Source organism: Mesorhizobium sp. M1088 (assembly GCF_040318575.1).
Taxonomy (GTDB): Bacteria; Pseudomonadota; Alphaproteobacteria; order Rhizobiales; family Rhizobiaceae; genus Mesorhizobium.
This window is the reverse complement of record NZ_JAMYMO010000007.1, coordinates 51,789-69,505: the sequence shown is the minus strand read 5'-3', so window position 1 is coordinate 69,505 and position 17,717 is coordinate 51,789. Positions and strand designations below refer to the sequence as shown.

The 17,717-nt window shown below is 61.9% G+C and carries 19 protein-coding genes and 1 tRNA gene; 10 read left to right on the top strand and 10 right to left on the bottom strand.

The window, feature by feature from the left end; all coding sequences use genetic code 11:
- Positions 1–22 precede the first annotated feature (22 nt).
- The 5 genes from plsX to NKH49_RS11270 all read left to right on the top strand — a co-directional run bounded on the left by plsX (position 23) and on the right by NKH49_RS11270 (position 3,706).
- Positions 23–1,093, top strand: a complete 1,071-nt coding sequence (gene plsX, locus NKH49_RS11290) for a phosphate acyltransferase PlsX (RefSeq protein ID WP_352472001.1) — start codon at positions 23–25, stop codon at positions 1,091–1,093.
- A gap of 9 nt (positions 1,094–1,102) precedes the next feature.
- Positions 1,103–2,074 (top strand): beta-ketoacyl-ACP synthase III, encoded by a 972-nt coding sequence (locus NKH49_RS11285; RefSeq protein WP_352682037.1) that lies wholly within the window; start codon positions 1,103–1,105, stop codon positions 2,072–2,074.
- Positions 2,075–2,178: 104 nt separating this feature from the next.
- A complete protein-coding gene (locus tag NKH49_RS11280) occupies positions 2,179–2,502 on the top strand; it encodes an integration host factor subunit alpha (protein WP_023717292.1) in 324 nt (107 codons plus the stop codon).
- Positions 2,503–2,747: 245 nt separating this feature from the next.
- Positions 2,748–3,290, top strand: coding sequence for a MerR family transcriptional regulator (locus NKH49_RS11275; RefSeq protein WP_352682035.1), 543 nt, complete (start codon positions 2,748–2,750; stop codon positions 3,288–3,290).
- A gap of 74 nt (positions 3,291–3,364) precedes the next feature.
- Positions 3,365–3,706: a hypothetical protein gene (locus NKH49_RS11270; protein WP_352926083.1), complete on the top strand. Its 342-nt coding sequence runs from the start codon at positions 3,365–3,367 to the stop codon at positions 3,704–3,706.
- 126 nt (positions 3,707–3,832) lie between these two features.
- Here the strand turns inward: NKH49_RS11270 and NKH49_RS11265 are convergent, their stop codons facing one another.
- Positions 3,833–4,024 carry a hypothetical protein gene (locus NKH49_RS11265; protein ID WP_023674514.1) on the bottom strand — a complete coding sequence of 64 codons (192 nt, stop codon included), beginning with the start codon at positions 4,022–4,024 and terminating at the stop codon, positions 3,833–3,835.
- A 317-nt stretch (positions 4,025–4,341) separates the two neighbouring features.
- Here NKH49_RS11265 and NKH49_RS11260 point away from each other — a divergent pair, with 317 nt between their 5' ends.
- Positions 4,342–4,620 carry a helix-turn-helix domain-containing protein gene (locus NKH49_RS11260; RefSeq protein WP_352471998.1) on the top strand — a complete coding sequence of 93 codons (279 nt, stop codon included), beginning with the start codon at positions 4,342–4,344 and terminating at the stop codon, positions 4,618–4,620.
- A gap of 119 nt (positions 4,621–4,739) precedes the next feature.
- Positions 4,740–5,198 carry a YbaK/EbsC family protein gene (locus NKH49_RS11255; protein ID WP_352926081.1) on the top strand — a complete coding sequence of 153 codons (459 nt, stop codon included), beginning with the start codon at positions 4,740–4,742 and terminating at the stop codon, positions 5,196–5,198.
- Positions 5,199–5,236: 38 nt separating this feature from the next.
- Here NKH49_RS11255 and NKH49_RS11250 read toward each other — a convergent pair whose 3' ends face one another.
- The 7 genes from NKH49_RS11250 to NKH49_RS11220 all read right to left on the bottom strand — a co-directional run bounded on the left by NKH49_RS11250 (position 5,237) and on the right by NKH49_RS11220 (position 11,332).
- On the bottom strand, positions 5,237–5,431 hold the full coding sequence (locus NKH49_RS11250; RefSeq protein ID WP_023674517.1) for a hypothetical protein: 195 nt from the start codon (positions 5,429–5,431) through the stop codon (positions 5,237–5,239).
- A gap of 147 nt (positions 5,432–5,578) precedes the next feature.
- Positions 5,579–5,812 (bottom strand): hypothetical protein, encoded by a 234-nt coding sequence (locus tag NKH49_RS11245; protein WP_352471996.1) that lies wholly within the window; start codon positions 5,810–5,812, stop codon positions 5,579–5,581.
- Between the two features lie 768 nt (positions 5,813–6,580).
- Positions 6,581–6,657 (bottom strand) — tRNA-Pro (locus NKH49_RS11240).
- Between the two features lie 36 nt (positions 6,658–6,693).
- On the bottom strand, positions 6,694–7,983 hold the full coding sequence (locus NKH49_RS11235) for an O-antigen ligase family protein (protein WP_352817644.1): 1,290 nt from the start codon (positions 7,981–7,983) through the stop codon (positions 6,694–6,696).
- Positions 7,980–9,515, bottom strand: coding sequence for an undecaprenyl-phosphate glucose phosphotransferase (locus tag NKH49_RS11230; RefSeq protein WP_352542416.1), 1,536 nt, complete (start codon positions 9,513–9,515; stop codon positions 7,980–7,982). Before NKH49_RS11230 ends, NKH49_RS11235 begins: the two co-directional genes overlap by 4 nt.
- A gap of 116 nt (positions 9,516–9,631) precedes the next feature.
- The gene (locus NKH49_RS11225) at positions 9,632–10,756 is read right to left on the bottom strand and encodes a glycosyltransferase family 4 protein (protein WP_352817641.1); all 1,125 of its coding nucleotides are present in this window, start codon (positions 10,754–10,756) and stop codon (positions 9,632–9,634) included.
- A 12-nt stretch (positions 10,757–10,768) separates the two neighbouring features.
- Positions 10,769–11,332, bottom strand: a complete 564-nt coding sequence (locus NKH49_RS11220) for a polysaccharide biosynthesis/export family protein (protein ID WP_352817638.1) — start codon at positions 11,330–11,332, stop codon at positions 10,769–10,771.
- 255 nt (positions 11,333–11,587) lie between these two features.
- Here NKH49_RS11220 and NKH49_RS11215 point away from each other — a divergent pair, with 255 nt between their 5' ends.
- A complete protein-coding gene (locus tag NKH49_RS11215; protein ID WP_352926078.1) occupies positions 11,588–13,837 on the top strand; it encodes a GumC family protein in 2,250 nt (749 codons plus the stop codon).
- 23 nt (positions 13,838–13,860) lie between these two features.
- On the opposite strand, the gene NKH49_RS11210 is transcribed toward NKH49_RS11215, so the two are convergent.
- Entirely contained in the window at positions 13,861–15,090 is a 1,230-nt protein-coding gene (locus NKH49_RS11210) for a GNAT family N-acetyltransferase (protein ID WP_352926076.1), read from the bottom strand.
- An 89-nt stretch (positions 15,091–15,179) separates the two neighbouring features.
- On the opposite strand from NKH49_RS11210, the gene NKH49_RS11205 reads away from it, so the two are divergent.
- The gene (locus tag NKH49_RS11205; protein ID WP_352491885.1) at positions 15,180–16,238 is read left to right on the top strand and encodes a polysaccharide deacetylase family protein; all 1,059 of its coding nucleotides are present in this window, start codon (positions 15,180–15,182) and stop codon (positions 16,236–16,238) included.
- Here NKH49_RS11205 and NKH49_RS11200 read toward each other — a convergent pair.
- The gene (locus NKH49_RS11200) at positions 16,235–16,462 is read right to left on the bottom strand and encodes a DUF2842 domain-containing protein (protein ID WP_023674629.1); all 228 of its coding nucleotides are present in this window, start codon (positions 16,460–16,462) and stop codon (positions 16,235–16,237) included. The two genes, NKH49_RS11205 and NKH49_RS11200, sit on opposite strands and share 4 nt — an antisense overlap.
- 110 nt (positions 16,463–16,572) lie before the next feature.
- On the opposite strand from NKH49_RS11200, the gene NKH49_RS11195 reads away from it, so the two are divergent.
- A complete protein-coding gene (locus NKH49_RS11195; protein ID WP_502907867.1) occupies positions 16,573–17,709 on the top strand; it encodes a COX15/CtaA family protein in 1,137 nt (378 codons plus the stop codon).
- The last annotated feature ends 8 nt before the right edge of the window (positions 17,710–17,717 follow it).

Genomic DNA, 17,717 nt, shown 5'->3' with positions numbered 1-17,717 from the left:
TCAACCGTGAGATGAACACCGCGTGATCAGGATTTCCATCGATGCCATGGGCGGCGATCACGGGCCAAGCGTGGTCATCCCGGCGCTCATGACTGTCGCCACCCGCCGTCCGGATATACGCTTCGTCATTTATGGGCGCGAAGAAGTGGTACGGCCCGAACTCGCCAAATTCCCCAAGCTGGCGGAAGTGAGTGAGTTCGTGCACTGCGAGATCGCAGTGCGGATGGACGACAAGCCGAGCCAGGCGCTGCGCCATGGCCGCTGGAAGTCATCGATGTGGAAGGCCGTCGAGGCGGTCAAGGCAGGCACTGCCGACGCCTGCATCTCGGCCGGCAATACCGGCGCGCTGATGGCAATGTCCAGATTCTGCCTTCGCACCATGGCGACCATCGATCGCCCGGCAATCGCGGCGCTCTGGCCGACATTGCGCGGCGAGAGCGTGGTGCTGGACGTCGGCGCCACCATTGGCGCGGATGCGCATCAACTGGTTGATTTTGCCATTCTGGGCACCGGCATGGCGCGCTCGGTTTTCGGCATCGAACGGCCGAGCGTCGGGCTGCTCAATGTCGGCGTCGAGGAGATCAAGGGTCAGGAAGAGGTCAAGGAGGCGGGTCGTATGTTGCGCGAGGCCAACATGGCCTCGATGAACTACCATGGCTTTGTCGAGGGTGACGACATCGGCAAGGGCAGTGTCGACGTCGTCGTTACCGAGGGATTTGCCGGCAACATCGCGCTGAAGACGGCGGAAGGCACCGTTAGGCAGATCGCCGGCTATCTGCGCGCGGCGATGAACCGGACGCTGATGGCCAGGATCGGCTATATCTTCGCCAAGACCGCCTTCGATCGCCTGCGCGAGAAGATGGATGTCGGCCGCTCCAATGGCGGCGTCTTCCTCGGATTGAACGGCATCGTGGTGAAGAGCCATGGCGGGGCTGATTCGGATGGCTTCGCGGCGGCGATCGAGCTTGGCTACGACATGGTGCGCAACAATCTGCTTGACCGCATCGAAGCCGATCTCGACCTGTTCCATGCCCGCAATCCGAATGCCCAGACAATCCGGAAATCCGACGTCGTCATCGACGCAAAGGAATAGGAAAGAGCATTGATCAGATCCGTCGTGCGCGGCACGGGCGCCGCGCTGCCCCGCCGCATTATGAAGAATGCCGATTTCGAAGGCATGGTCGAGACGTCGGACGAGTGGATCGTCCAGCGCACCGGCATTCGCCAGCGCCACATTGCGGCCGACGACGAGACGACGGCCTCGCTGGGCGAGGCGGCAGCGCGCGCGGCCCTCGACAGTGCCGGCCTGACGGCTGACGACATCGACCTGATCGTGCTGGCGACCTCGACGCCCAACAACACCTTTCCCGCGACCGCGGTCGAGATCCAGAACCGGCTCGGCATGCACCACGGTTTTGCCTTCGACCTGCAGGCGGTCTGCTCCGGCTTCGTCTATGCAGTGACGACCGCGGACCTCTATATCCGCGGCGGCTTGGCCAGACGGGTACTGGTGATCGGCTCGGAAACATTTTCGCGTATTCTCGACTGGAACGACCGCTCGACCTGCGTTTTGTTCGGCGACGGCGCCGGCGCGATGGTGCTGGAAGCAGGCACGGGGGCAGGCGGCATCGCCGACCGAGGCGTTCTGGCGGCCAGCCTGCGCTCCGACGGCATCCACAAGGACAAGCTTTTTGTCGACGGTGGGCCGTCGACCACCGGAACGGTCGGGCACCTCAGGATGGAAGGCCGCGAAGTGTTCAAGCATGCGGTCGGCATGATCACCGACGTCATCGAGGCGACGTTCGCACAGGCCGGCATCGGCGCCGCCGATCTCGACTGGTTCGTGCCGCATCAAGCCAATAAACGAATTATTGACGCTTCGGCCAAAAAGCTTGGGATAGAGGAGCGGAAGGTGGTGGTGACCGTCGATTTGCACGGTAATACCTCGGCGGCTTCCGTGCCGCTGGCACTGTCCGCAGCCGTCGCCGACGGTCGCATCAGAAAGGGTGACCTGGTACTGCTCGAGGCGATGGGCGGCGGCTTCACCTGGGGTGCCGTCCTGCTCCGCTGGTAAGTGCCGAACTATCGGGTTCGGGTCCTTGACCTTGACGGATCAATTACTTAGGTTCTGCCGTTGCTTGTATCGATTTATGTTTTTGAGCTGATGGGACGGTTCGTATGGGGGGAAAGACACTTACGCGCGCCGACCTCGCCGAAGCCGTTTACCGCAAGGTTGGGCTGTCACGTACTGAATCGGCCGAGCTTGTCGAGGCGGTGCTGAATGAGATCTGCGAGGCGATCGTTCGCGGCGAGACGGTGAAGCTGTCGTCCTTCGCGACCTTCCACGTCCGCTCCAAGAACGAGCGCATCGGGCGCAATCCCAAGACCGGTGAGGAAGTGCCGATCCTGCCGCGCCGGGTGATGACCTTCAAGTCGTCGAACGTACTGAAGAACCGTATCCTGCGCTCCCATCAAAACAGCAAAGCCAAGGGCAGCAAGTAGCCGCCCAATACCCCTTTGCCAAGAATCATGCTCCAGGCTTCGGTTGAAAAATGAACCCGGCTTTTGCGCCGGGCTTGAATATTGTTTCATAAACCGCTGAAATAAGATGCGATTCGGTAGGCCGGATCGGCATTTGGGTGTGATCCGTTCCGCCGGGACGGAAAGCTGCTCTCTTTGTTAAGCGTGGTGTCGCCCGAACCCGGTTCCCGCCTTTCGCGATCATGCTCTAGCGTGAGGATTCGTCCATGGACAAGAGCCCTGATGCTTTCCGCACCATCAGCGAGGTCGCGGAGGATCTGGATTTGCCGCAGCACGTGCTGCGTTTCTGGGAGACGCGTTTCAACCAGATCAAGCCGATGAAGCGCGGCGGCGGCCGCCGCTACTACCGTCCGCAGGACGTCGAACTGATCAAGGGTATTCGTCATATGCTCTACGACCAGGGCTATACGATCAAGGGCGTGCAGAAGCTGTTGCGCGAGAACGGCAACCAGTTTCTGATCGCCGTCGGCAGTGGCGACATGGCGGCGGTCGAGGCGATCTCGCAGCGCCGACAGGCCGACACGGTACCGCTGACGCAAGCGGCGCAGCCGCGCGGCCCGGACGACGAAATGCTGGTTGGCCAGCCGAGGGTGAAACCCAGCCGTCGTTTTTTCGGTATGGGCAAGACCGACGAGGAAGGTCCGGTTCCGCCGGACACGTCAAAACTTTCCCGTGACAATCGCGCGTTGCTGCAGGAGGCGCTGTTCGACCTCCTGGAATGCAAGCGCCTGCTCGATCAGGTTCGCTAGAGCCCGCCGGGTTGACCGGAACGGTCTTCAGGGTCATGCGTTAGGCTTCCTTCTGCAGATGAAGGAAGCACGTCATGGCATCGCTTTCGAGCATCTCCGACACCGATCTCAACAAGCAGGTCGCGGCCTTGGCCAGGGAACTGGCCACCTTGAAGAAAGCCGTGTTGAAGCAGGGCGGCGCCTTTTACGAAGACGGGCGCGATACCGCGTCGGATTACTATTCGGATATCACTGAGCGGCTCGGCAACGCCTTGCCGGCAATCAAAAGGCAAGGCCGGGCGATCGAGAAGACCGCCCGAGATCACCCGGCGACGGCGGCCGCTGTCGGGCTGGTTCTGGTCGGGCTCGTCGCCAGTCTGTTCCTCGGCGGCCGACAGCAAAACGCGCCGCGAGCGCGTTCAAGGTCGGCACGTTAAGAAAAGCAAATGGCGGTGGTCAGCGGACCGCCGCCATTTTTCGCCGACACGGCAAACCCGGCAAGCGCGCCGCCCTTGATCCAGGACCAGAACGCCTGACTGCGGGTTGTTCGCCCGAGGGTGTTTTCAGTACTTCTTCGCGACAACCTTCTTGTGATGGTGGCGGTAGTGGTGGACGCGGTGATGGTAGTGATGGCGGTGATGCTTCTTGACGGTGGTGTGCATCGTCGTCGCATTCGCGCTGCTTGCGCCGATGATCGGCATCGAGAGGGCAAGTGCGATTGCAAGTCCAAGGGCGGAGAGAAGAGGCTTCTTCATGACATCGTTTCCTTTTTGCGCAGGCGGAATTTGAGCGTCACTGATTCAGGTCGGTGACTCGAGCGCTGCGGTTGGGACTATCGCCTTGGAGTTTTTCGGCAGTTTCTCCGGCCTGTAGAATTTTGTTTCCGAACTGTGTCTGCTGAGGATCCGGCCAGATGTCAGCTCGCCGGCATCCGCCATCCATTCCGGCGTCGGTTCACGATGCCGTGACGCTATCTTTGATGCTTGGCAAATCACCGGCGAGCGGGCATTCTCCCGATCGTCTCAGGCAACAACATGATTTGATCTAACTCTTTCATCCCACGGAGTTGCCAATGCCCCAAATAGCAAAACGCGAACCTTATTCCGAACTGGCGGCGAGCGCGGTTACGCCTGAACGCAGTGCCGTCCGAACCGCCCGGGAAGCCCGTGGATACAGCATCGAAGAGCTGTCCCTGGCGTGCGGGCTGGCAGCCTATGAGATTGCCGACGTTGAAAGCGGCAAGGATGCCGATCCCTCGAAACGTCGGCGTATTGCCTCCGCGCTTCAACTTCCGGAAAGCGCTCTGTTTGACGAAGCCGTGTTGCCTGCCAAAAGGCGATCCGTGTCGTAGCGACGTGTCATGCTTTTATTCCACGAGCTCGCCATGGGTCGCCCTGGCGGGCTTCGTTTTTTCGGCCACGTAGTGGACTTGCCGGCCGCCACGGCGACGCCAGACGGAAATTGCTGGAGATGAGCCTCGAATCCGTTCGCGCCTTCTTCGCCGCACACGCGCCCGACATTGACGTCATCGTCACGGAGGCAAGCTCGGCGACGGTGGCTCTGGCCGCCGAAGCGCATGGCGTAGCGCCGGCGCAGATTGCCAAGACGATCTGCTTGCGCGCCGGCGACCAGACGATGCTGATCGTGGCCAGCGGGATCTCCAGGCTGGACAATCGCAAATTCAAGGACCGGTTTGGTGGCAAGGCGCGAATGCTGGACGCCGACCAGGTGCTCGCCGCGACCAACCATCCCGTCGGTGGGGTGTGCCCGTTGGGCCTACCGGCGCCGCTCCCGGTCTACTGCGACATCTCGCTGCGCGCCTTTGACGAGGTCGTCCCGGCGGCAGGCGCGACGAATGCCGCCGTGCGGCTCAGCCCGCAACGCCTGGCCGAACTCGTCGACGCCGAGTGGGTGGATGTGTGCCAGTAGCGATTTATCCGGGTCGTGGAATCCGCTGAGCGTAACCGCTACTCGGTCTTCTGTGGCTCTTCTTTCTTGATCGTCTGAGCGTCCGTGACAGTCGACATATCGGCCTTCTCGACGCTTGCTGTCTTCGTCTGCGTGTCGACCGATGCCTGAACCTTGGAATGCGCGGGGCAATCCGCAGAGGCAGCTGATATGGACATGGTCAGTGCCGCGGCTATTGCGAGGAATGTCTTCATGATCATTCTCCTCTTTCGTTCGATGGGTAAAGTTAGCCCGTCTGGCACCGACCGCAAAATCACATTTGTTCACACGCGCTCCTGCGCACACGGAAGCCGACGCTGGGCCAGTGATTCAAATGGCTGCGCGGATAGCCGCTTGCCGTATCAAGGCCCACTGGCTCCGGCCGGAGGATTTTTGGCGTTAAAGATCTCGCCGCTCAGAGCCAGTCTCAAATCTTCGGCGCTGAGCTGACCACTTTCAAATAAATCCATCACTCTGCGGCCGAGCACTTCTCTGCCTGGATCTCCATCAGCGAGGCCTAGTTCACGGCATCGGGCATCAAGTGCCTTGGTCAACATGGTCAGCTCGGCAGGACAGGCAACTCCTTGAAGCGACATTGCATCTCTCCCGAAAAGGGCGAAAGCGCGTGGCATCTTCGTAGCGTCCGCTCGCCCTTACAACTGCGGACGACGGCAATTCAACTAGAGCCAACCTTTTTCGAACTCAACATTCAAACGTACCAAAACGCCGCGCGCTCCAATGCGAGGATCCTGCTACAATACGGTATGGCCGTCCGAATAGCGGTTGTCCTCGCGCTTCTTTTCGCCTTCGCCTACGGTTTCGCAAAACTCGCGGAACATTATCGCAGCGTTGGCGACAGGCCCTCTCCGTGTGAAGAATTGCCCTATCCTGATTGTCCTGACCAAAAAGCTCCTCCCCGGGAAGAAACTGAGCCTTGAGCGCGCGCCTGTTCAGGCCAGGCCAGCCGTCGGGATTGAATTAGTTCTTTCCAACCGATGGTTGGTGGACGCATTGCAGCTGATGCGCCTAGGATTCAGTACGATCCGCGCGCACCGGGCATGCCCAACCCCCGAGTCACCCCTGCCTGATGCAAGGCGCCTGATCGAGTCCCGCCGTTCTGGCATGTGCGGCGGGACCTTTTCTCACGATAAAGGTTGGCGTACGCAGCAAAGCTTACCTAGCCATTACCGCGCGGTTTCTCGGTGGGCTTCTGGCTAGACGCCAGCCTCCGTGCCTCGCGCACGAGTGATGCGTGATCGATTCCTCGATGAGATCACGCGCCTGCGTATGTTGCGCTGGCTGCAGTGCGGCTATTGTCTGTACAGCCAGTTTGGGGGAAAACTGGCTAAGCCTTTGGATTTTAATGGTCGGAGTGGCCGGATTCGAACCGACGACCCCTTGACCCCCAGTCAAGTGCGCTACCGGGCTGCGCTACACTCCGAACCGGTCGCGATGTATCGTGATAGACCGGGTCCGGTCAACCGAATTCGGTTGCTGTCCTGCCTGAGGCAACCGCGACGGGGATTGCCGGTCGCTGCGTCGCCCGCAACTGCCACTGGTGGCGGTATTCGAGCGCGATGGCACCCCAGATCAAGCCGAGCAGCAGGTAGACATGGCGCCAGTGGTCGATGTCGATGAAGGTGCCGAGCCCGATATTGCCGATGAAGGCGACGTAGGCGCATAGAAGATAAGGCTGCCACGGCCGGTCGCGCAGCAGAATGCGGAAGCCGGCGGCGATCGTCCAGCACGTCAGCGTCAGGAACGACACGAAGCCGAGCCAGCCGTAATCCATCAGCATCTTCAGCCAGATGTCGTGCGTGTCCTCGCCGAAGATCTTGCCGAAGACGAGCGGGCCGATGCCGAACGGATGCTCCAGTGCCATCTGAAAGCCGATCGTATAGCGGGCGAAGCGGCCGAGCCGGGCGGTGTCGTAGCTTTGTTCGAGCTGTGCGCGGTTCGAGAACATTTCGGCGACTCCTGGCAGTTGCAGGATGACGATCATTGCGATGACCAGCAGTCCGACGGCGGCGATGGTCATGACGACGACGCGCAGCCTGAACTTGCCGCTGGCGCTCTGCAGGAACAAGGCACCGGTCAAAAGGATCGCCGAAACGGCGAACATGCCCCAGGCGCCGCGCGAAAAGGAAAAGAAGATGCCGGCGGTGATGATCAGCAACGGCACCGCCAATAGCGGCATGCGTGCGACCGAGCCGGTAAGCAGCAGGTAGAGCAGGTAGATGCCGGGCAGCACCAGGAACGGACCGAACACGTTCGGGTCCTGGAAGGCGCCGGCGGCACGGTCGTATTTGGTGAAGATCTCGGCTCCTGGAAAGGCATGGAAATAGCCGGCTATGCCGACCAGCGAAGTCAGCACCGCCGACACCACATAGGCGACGAAGATCACCCGGTAGAGACTGGGCCGGACCGCCGTTACCGAAGCGAAAAAAACCGCGGTTAAGGCCAGGAACAGCGAGACGGCGAGATAGAGCGGCGTGCCGGCGAGGTCCGACATCTGCGTCATCGAGATCATGCCGCCGATGTTCATGATCACCAGCAGCACCAGCAGCGGCACCGCCGCGCGTTGTATGCGCAGGCCGAACAAGGGCCACACCACGATCAGCCCGACCATATAGAGGTCGTATGGCGCCGGTTCATCGATGACGAAGCCCGACAGGAAAACGCCGAGGAAAACCGCCCCCGACGCAATCAGTGCAATCAGCTTGGCGTTGACCGCCGCCGCCGGCAATACATAGGCCGTCGCGCTCAATATGCGTTTTCCGTGTTGAGCAGTCGGATCGGCGTCAGGAACAGGATTTTGAGGTCGAACAAGAGCGACCAGTTCTCGATATAATAGAGGTCGTATTCCGTCCGCATGCGAATCTTCTCGTTGGTGTCCATCTCGCCGCGCCAGCCATTGATCTGCGCCCAGCCGGTCACACCGGGTTTGACCTTGTGGCGAGCGAAATAGCCGTCGACCACTTCATTGTAGAGGAGGTTGTGCGACTGCGCGGCAATGGCGTGCGGGCGCGGCCCGACCAGCGACAGCGAACCGAACAGCGAATTGAAGAACTGCGGCAGTTCGTCGACCGAGGTCTTGCGGATGAAGCGGCCGACGCGGGTGACGCGCGGATCGTTCTTGGTCACGGTCTGTTTGGCCGTCGGGTCCGCCTTGTCGGTATACATCGAACGGAACTTGTAGACGTCGATGATCTCGTTGTTGAAGCCGTGCCGCTTCTGATGGAACAGCACCGGCCCCTTGCTGTCGAGTTTGATCGCGATTGCGGTCGCCAGCATCACCGGCGAGAACACGATGATGCCGATGATCGAAAAGACAATGTCGAAGGCGCGCTTGGCGACCGAATCCCAGTCGTTGATCGGCTTGTCGAAAATATCGAGCATCGGCACCGAGCCGATGTAGGAATAGGCGCGCGGCCTGAACTGCAGCGCGTTCGAATGCGCCGATAGCCGGATGTCGACCGGCAGCACCCACAGCTTCTTCAATAACTGCAGCACGCGCGATTCGGCGGTCAGCGGCAGCGATACGATCAGCATGTCGATGCGCGCGATGCGGGCAAATTCGATGAGTTCGGAAATTGTACCGAGCTTGGGATAACCGGCGACAACCGGCGGCGACCGCTTGTCGCCGCGGTCGTCGAAGATGCCGCAGATGCGGATGTCGTTGTAGGGCTGCCTTTCGACCGAGCGGATCAATACCTCCGCCGCCTTGCCGCCGCCGACGATGACGGCGCGGCGCTCCATCCGCCCGTCGCGCGCCCAGCGCCGGATCAGCTTCGACATCACCAGTCGGAGACCCAGGATCAGCACGAAACCGACGACGAACCATGTGCCGAAGAGCAGGCGCGAATAGTCTTCCGACATTTTCATGGTGAAGGCGGTGAGCGCCATCAAGGCGAATGTTCCGGCCCAGACCAGCAGGAGACGGCCGAAATTGGCGATCGGCCGCATCAGCGCGACGATCTGGTAGCGGTCGGTGACGTCGAACAGAACGACCGCGAGGAACGAAGTGGCGGCGATCGTCAGTGAGTATTGCCAGGCAAGATAGTTGAAAAAGCCGACATAATAGAAATAGACGGCAAGACCTGACACCAACAGCAGCGCGAATTCCACCATGCGCAGGACGCCGCTCACCATGATCGGCGACATCGTATCGCGCCGGTATTGCGAGGCGACCTGGCGGGCAACATCGTTCATGCCGCCGGCCGTATTGTTCTCGGCAGGGGCGTCGAATTTGCGCACCGCGTCTAGCGAAAAACGGCGCGCTGGGTCGATTTCGTTCATGGGGCGTCCGCAGGTTTCCCTCAGGTGAATAGCAAAAGAGAGCTAAGAAACCCTTGAAACAACGGATGGCTTTGGAGACGCTTTCACCAGGAGCAGCCCGGTGGAAACCCGTTGTTCTATTTTTTGAGCGCGGCGAAATAGGCCTTTTCGATTTCGGCGGCCATTACATCGGCGCCGAAGCGTGCCTTGAGGTCGGCGAGGCCGGGCATCAGGCCTTTGTAGGTGTCGAGATCGGCCAATGCGGCGCTTATCTTGTCGCCAAGTTCGCGCGGGTCGGGCCGGATCAGGACAGGCGAGCCGGTGTCGAAGATTTCCGGTATGCCGCCGACCGCCGTCGCGATGATCGGCTTGCCGGCGGCGAGCGCTTCCAGAACTATATAGGGCATGGCTTCCGCGCGCGAGGGAACGACGACCAGTTCGGCCAGCCTGAAGGCGAGCCTGGCCGGCATCGGCGCCAGGAAGCTGACCTCGAGGCCGAGCTGATCTACCTGGGCGCGATAGCGCGGCAGGTCGTCGCCGTCGCCGACCATCAGCGCTTTCAATGGGCGGCCGAGCCGTGTCGCGGCTCGCCCCAGCGCATCGATGAAGATGTCCGGGCCTTTGAGGTCGCGCATCATGCCGATATAGAGGAGGTCAACCGCATTGTGCTCGGTCCGCACCGGCTCGAACTCGGCGGCGCGCAGGCCGTTGTGGACGAGAGCGTTCGGAATGGGCGGCTCGCCGACCTTCCTGCGATAAGTCCGCCGCTCATAATCGGAAACAAACAGCAGGCAATCGGTGAAGCGAGCCATGAAGCGCTCGAGCGCGAAGAACAGCTTCCCCATGGCGGTGGTCTCGTCATAGTGAAGCGAGCCGCCATGCGGCGAATAAAGGCGGGCTACGCGAGACCTGGATACCCGCAACAATGAGCCAAACAGACGGGCATAGGCGCCACCTTTGGCGCCATGCCCGTGCAGCACGTCCGGCCGCAATTCTTTTATGATCCTGTAGGTGCGCCGGGCCGAGGCGAGATCGCCTGGCCCGACATGACGCTGCATCGGGGTGCGGTGAATGCCGAGCGCCAGGCTGCCTTTCATCTGTTCGAACAGCCGTTCCTCGAAATCGCCGCCCGTCGTCGAATCGCAAACGATGCCGACGGCATGGCCGGCGGCGACCTGAGCCTCGGTCAGGTCGCGCACATGCCGGAAGATGCCTCCGACCGGTGAGCGAAAGCAGTGGACGATCCTGAGTGTGTCCGCCACTTTGTCAGCACATCAAAACAGGCGTTCGCGAACATAGACTGTATCGCCGGGCAGCAGCGGGTCGGAGGTCACCACGCGTCCGGTTATCACCTTGCCGTTGATGTCGCGGGTAATGTCGACGCTTGCCTGGTTGGCGCGTGGCGTGAACCCGCCGGCGATGGCGACGGCTTTCTGCACGGTCAGGCCTGGAACGTAGGAATACTGCCCCGCCGCACCCACTTCACCCATGACGAAGATCGGCCGGTAGCGATCGATTTCTACCGAAACATCGGGATCCCGCAAATAACCCTGGCGCAGTTTCTCGGCGATCTCGCTTTCAAGCTGTTGGGCGGTGTGGCCGCGCGCCGGCACGTTGCCAACGAGCGGCAGCGAGAGATAGCCGGACTGATCGACGCTGTAGGTATTGGTCAGTCCTTCCTGCTCGAACACGGTTACGCGGACGCGGTCGCCGGCGCCGAGGCGATAGGGCTGGTCGAGAACTTCATGGAATGCGGCCGGCGTCGGCCGGTAGCTGGAGCAGCCCGAAAGCATCGATACGGCAAGCAGCGCGCGGAAAAGGGGAGCAGTGCTTTTCATGAGCGGACACGTACCTTTGAATAGCCGGCGACTCTGCGGCAAACCTTAACGATCGAGCTCGGTTATCATCCTGTTAGGGTTAATGGCCGGTAAAGGCGCGCGGCCGATGCGGGCCGGATCGACGAATGCAGATGGTTTTCAGCCTCTTGTTTGCGGCTTGTTAATAGAGCCTGACAGGTTCTTACCGCGATATTAACGGCTGAGTTACCATAGTTGTTTACGGTGCATGCTGACTCAGTACCGGAGCAGGGATGCATGTCCGTTCAATCCGCGGCCGCAGATGTCGACGTCGATCTCAGGCAGCTTTTCGCCGGCCTGGCGCGAAACTGGCTGCGCATCCTTGTCGTCGCACTGGTTGTAACCGGTCTGGCCTTTGCGCTCGCCTGGCTTGCAACGCCCGAATACAAGGCGGCAGCCAAGCTGGAGATCGGGCCTCGAGAATCGGAGTTCACGCGGCCAGCCGGGGCCAACGGCAACGAGCGGTCGATTCCCGACGAAGAGGCTGTGGCCACCGAGGTCCAGATCATCTCGTCCCCCGACATCCTCAAGCAGGTGGCGGCGAAGCTCAACCTGGCGAAATTGCCCGAATTCGACGAGGCGCTGAAGATGTCGGCGCTGAGCCGCGCCCTTGTCCTTGTTGGCTTGAAAAGCGATCCGTTCGAGATTCCGCTGGAAGAGCGCGTGCTGGACGCAATGCATGAGAAGCTCAACGTCTATGGCGTTGAAAAAACCCGCGCGATCGCAATCGAGTTCTCGTCAGAGGATCCAAAGCTTGCCGCCGCGATCCCGAACGCCATTGCAAACGCCTATATCGCCTCCAAGGGCAATGCCAAGCTCGAATCGAATTCCGCCGCCACCGACTTTCTGGCGCCGGAAATCGCGGATCTGCAGAACCGGGTGAAGGAGGCGGAAGCCAAGGTTGCCGCATTCCGTGCGCAGTCCGATCTTTTGATGGGCGGCAACAATTCGGTGCTTGCCACCCAGCAGCTGTCCGAATTGTCGAGCGAACTGTCACGCGTGCGCGCCAATCGCGCTTCGGCGGAAGCGACCGCTGACAGCGTGCGCAGGGCGTTGCGCAATGGCGGCTCGCTGGATGCCGTTCCGGAGGTGTTGTCTTCCGAACTGATCCAGCGCCTACGCGAGCGGCAAGTCGAACTCAAGAACAACATCGCCGACCTTTCCACCACCTTGCTCGACAACCATCCGCGCATCCGCGCGCTGAAGTCGCAGCTCGCGGATCTCGACCGCCAGATCCGCAACGAAGCGGAAAAGATCATGAAAGGTCTGATGGCGCAGGCCGAGACGGCGAAGGCGCGAGAGGCTCAACTCGTGGCAGACGTCAACACGCTGAAGGCGGCGTCCGCCCGCGCCGGCGAAGAGCAGGTGGAACTCGATGCGCTGCAGCGTGATGCCGCGACCAAGCGTCAGCAGCTCGATCTCTATTCATCCAGCTATCTCCAGGCGGCCGCACGCAAGGATCGCAACTATCTGCCCGTCGACGCTCGCGTATTTTCGGACGCCCAGGTGCCGGCCGAACCTTATTTCCCCAAGATTGGTCCGATTGTCAGTGCGGCCTTTGTCGGCTCGTTGCTCATCATGGCGATCGTCACGCTGCTGCAGGAACTGTTTTCCGGCCGCGCCATGCGTCCGGCCGCCGGTGCCCATTTCGAGCGCATCGAGCAGGTTGCGATGCCGGCTGTCCAGGCCGAACGCGTGATGGCCGAGCCCGACCCGTCGGTTGGCCGGTCCGAACCGGCAGTCGTCGAGATCGATGAGGCCGACGACGACAATATCATTGAAAGCAAAGTGGAGCCGGAACCCGTCGCGGTGGCGGAAGCGGCTGCCGAGAAAATCGAACCGGAGTACTCTGAAATGGCCGCTGGAGACATTGAACCGGCACGTTCTATCCTCGGCGAGGTCGACATCGACAAGGCCGCGGAAAAACTGATCGCCACCGGTGCCGCCCGCGCCATATTCGTGTCGCCAGAAGGCGACGAGGCGGCTGCCTCGGCAGTGCTGGTGGCGCGCGCAGTCTCCGACGCCGGGCTTCGCGTGCTGCTGCTTGATCTCACCGCTTCGGGTGCCGCCTCGCGGCCGATGCTGGACAGCGGGCTGTTTCCGGGCATCACCGATCTGCTCGCCTCGCAAGCGCAGTTCAGCGATGTGATCCACCCCGATCTCTATTCGGACTGCCACGTTATTCCCGTCGGCACAGCCGATCCGGTCCGCGCCATGCGCGCCGCCGACCGGCTGCCGATCATCATGCAGTCGCTGACCACCGCCTATGATTTGGTCGTGGTCGAATGCGGACCGGCCGACGCGCAAGGCATCAGCCGCCTGGTGGGCGAGGGGACCGAGGTCTTGCTCTCCATGCTTGAGCCGGACGACGAGGTGACGCAGGCCGCGGTCGCGCTCATCGAGAGTGGCTATCCCGACCTGACGCTGGTCACGCCCATCGGCCATGTGGCGCCGGGCCCAATGCCGGGACGGCGCTCGGCCGCCTGAGGCAGTTTTCTCTCAAATCGAAATCAGCTGTCGTCTTCGCCTGCGGCCGGTGCTGTCCGCCCCACGGCTTTACGGCGCAGCAGCTTGGTCAGCTTCCAGACCATTGGGCTGTGCTTGATGAATGCCTTCAGGCTTGCGCCGTGCCTGAGCGCAAGCGCCAGCGCACGACCTTTCGGCGTCAGCGGAACCAGCACCTCGAAATGCTGCGTTTCGACATCGCACCACAATCGCTTGTAGGGTTCGTCGCCGACCGAGAAATCATAGATTTCGAAACCCGCCTCGCAGGCTTCCTGGATGTTCTCGAAGAACAGGAAGTCGCCCGGGCTGGTGTGTGCGAGGTCGTCCTCGGCAATCGCCCCGAATTCGCAGATCAGCCGCTTGCCCGAGCGGCTCGACCCGGTGACTGCACGAAGTTTGCCGGCGACTTCCAGCCCATGCAGGACGAAGGACGGATCTTCCTCTTGAAGCGCGTCGGCAAACAGCGAGCGGAAAAAAGCGCGCACCTCCGCCTCACCGAAAACATTGGCGATGCCCATCTTGCGGAAGCGGAATTCCTTCATCTCGAAAAAGGCATCGAGCAGCGTGTGCACCTCGTCCGAAGTCCTCGCCTCGATGCGACGATAGCTGCCAACGGCCTCGAACTTGCGCGCCTGCGAGCGATGCTTCTTGCGCCTGCGCTTGCCGCTCACGCGGGTGAGCAGTGCGTCAAATCCTCCCACAAGACCGGCAGCCAGCGACAGATTGGGGCTCGAAAAATGCGGCAAGGCGGAGAGCGGGTTGGCAACGCCGTCGAGATCGGGCAGCAGCCGCTCCAGCGCGACAAGATCGATGTCGCGCCGCGCCTTGGCAATCGCCGCCAGCATCGAGCGGATCGCCGCGCTATCGGCATTCGCCAGCCATTGCGGGTCGGCGGCGGCAAAATTGCCGTTTGCATGGCGGCCGCCCATGAACCGGGCGACGCGGAACGCTCCACTGCGAGTGACCTCCAGCGCCAGTGAGAAAACCGGCCTGTCCTCGGCGCGCAGCGTCGCAACGACAACGTCGGCGCCGGTATGTGCGGCCCAGTTCAGGATCCAGCCGGCGCTTTGCGCAGGGGCAAAAAGCGCCGAATGGCAGAATTCTGCGTACGCCGCCAACGCCGCACTATCGGCGACCGAGGTTGACAGGCCGGCTTTGCCGGCCGGCAAGGCATACGGCGACGCCTCGCTGCTTGCCAGCCGATTGCCGTCAAATGACGCGGTGGCGTCAACCATACCTCAATCCTTGGGGCGTATTCGTCGCGATTGGGGGTCCGCGCAGGCGCATTCCATGCTTAATGAGCTTAGGCGCAAAAGGTGAATGAATGATCGACGGGGGCGAGGCAATCCGCAAACTGGCGCTCAATCTCGCCCGCTATTCCGGTCTCGCGCCGCTGGCCAAGCCGTTTATCGGCGGCCTTGGCGCCATCCTGATGCTGCATAGGGTAACCGCGACACCGGAAAAGCCGAACGGCGTCAACCGCCACTTGAACATCGCGCCCGGGTTCCTCGACACCGTGATCGCCGACATGAAGGCGAACGGCTACAGTTTCGTCACGCTTGACGAGGCGATCGAGCGCATCAAGGCTGGCGACAAGGACGGCCAGTTTGCGACAATCACCGCCGACGACGCCTATCGAGACAACATGACCGAGGCGCTGCCGGTGCTGGAGAAACACGGCGCGCCGATCACCATCTACGTCGCGCCGGGGCTGATCGACGGCGCTGCCGATTTGTGGTGGGACGTGGTCGAGGACATCGTCAATGCGCGCGATCGCCTGACGCTGACGACGCCGGATGGCCCGGTGACAATCGACTGCTCGAGTCCGGGAAAAAAGGTCCAGGCCAATGCGCGCCTGCACGCTCATCTGACGCTGAAGGTGCGCGAGCAGGACCAGCGTGCGGTGTTGCGGGATCTGGCGCGCTCGAACGGCATCGAGTTGGGTGGTCCGCGCCCGAGCACGCTGATGAACTGGGACGAGATCCGCACCATGGCCGGGCACCCGCTGGTGACGATCGGCGCACATAGCGTCAATCACTGCAATCTGAAGCGGCTTTCCGAGAGCGATGCGCGACATGAGATCGGCGATGTCAAGCGCATATTGCAGGCCAAACTCGGCGAGGAGCCGCGCCATTTCGCCTATCCCTACGGTTATGCCAGTGCCGTCGGCCGCCGCGAAGTAGGCCTAGTCCGCGATGCCGGCTACGCCTCGGCGGTGACGACCCGCCACGGCATACTCCGCGCCGAGCATGCCGGCTTCCTGCACGCCCTGCCGCGCATTTCGGTCAATGGCCGCTACCAGAGCGTCGCCCACATCCGAACAATGTTGTCGGGCGTGACGACGCCGCTGGCCAATGCCGGCAAGACGGTGGTGACGATCTAACTGTTGCCTCGCCCCTTCGGCCGCGGCTCCAGGATCAGCCATTTGATGATGCCCATCGCCGGCAGCACCCACAAAAGCCCGCTGAGCAGGAAGAAGATGAAGTGCGCCAGCGGCCCGGACTGCGACAATTGGGCGACCGCCACAATCGAGGCGACCAGCGCATAGACTATGACCAGCACTACCAGCAGGAAGCTTCCGATCAGCTTTTTCAGGCGAATGGGCATGGCGCGATCTCGTTGATCGCTATCGCTTAGGCCGAACAGCCAATACGCGCAACCCGCCAGAAACGGCGCGACGGCGTGCCGCGCTGTCCGGTCTTGCAAGCCGGGTTGCGATGGTTCACCAATCCGCGACTTCAACTGCCGGGAACAAATCCATGGCTGCTGCCATATCCGATGCCGCGCCTTTCGCCGCCCGCGATCGCGACCTTCGCAACCGCGCGCTGGTACGCGGTTGGCTCTATGTCGTGCTCCTGGTGCTGTTTGCGCTGGTACTGGTCGGCGGCGCTACAAGGCTCACCAATTCCGGACTGTCGATCACCGAATGGCAGCCGATACACGGCGTCATCCCGCCGCTCAATGATGCCGAGTGGCAGGAGGAGTTCCTGCGCTACCAGCAGACCCCGCAATATGCCGAACTCAACAACGGCATGAGCATCGAGGCGTTCAAATCGATCTTCTGGTGGGAATGGGTGCACCGCATCCTGGCGCGTAGTGTCGGCGTGGTCTTCGCCCTGCCGTTGCTGTTCTTCTGGGCGACGCGCCGCATCGAGCGGGGCCTCGGCACGAAGTTGTCGGGCATCCTCCTTCTCGGCGCTCTGCAGGGCGCGATAGGCTGGTGGATGGTGGCGTCCGGGTTGGTTGACCGGGTTTCGGTCAGCCAATATCGGCTGGCGACGCATCTGACGCTGGCGGCGCTGATCTTCACGGCGACCATGGTGGTCGCGCGTGGGCTGGCGCCGCACTCGGAACCTGCCGCCGACCGCTCGACGCAACGTCTGGCCGGCTTCCTGGCGCTGCTGGCGCTGGTCCAGATCTATCTCGGCGGGCTGGTCGCAGGGCTAGACGCCGGCTTGAGCTACAACACCTGGCCGCTGATGGACGGCAAGCTGGTCCCCGACGACCTGCTGCTGCTCGAGCCGGCATGGCGCAATTTCTTCGAAAACCCGAAGACGGTGCAATTCGTCCACCGGGTCGGCGCCTACACGATCTTCGCGGTCGCGCTCTGGCACATGATTGCGACACGCCGGCGCCTGCCGGGCACGACGCATGCCCGACGCGCGACGCTTCTGTTCCTGATTGTCGTGGTGCAGGCATCGATCGGCATCGGCACCCTATCGATGCATGTGCCGCTGCACATGGCCCTGACGCATCAGGCATTCGCGCTGGTTCTGCTGGGCTTCGCCGCCGCGCATTGGCGCGGTACCAAGGGCGCTTACCCGCTGCCCCACGAGATCGCTCTCAGAGGCTGAGCCGCACC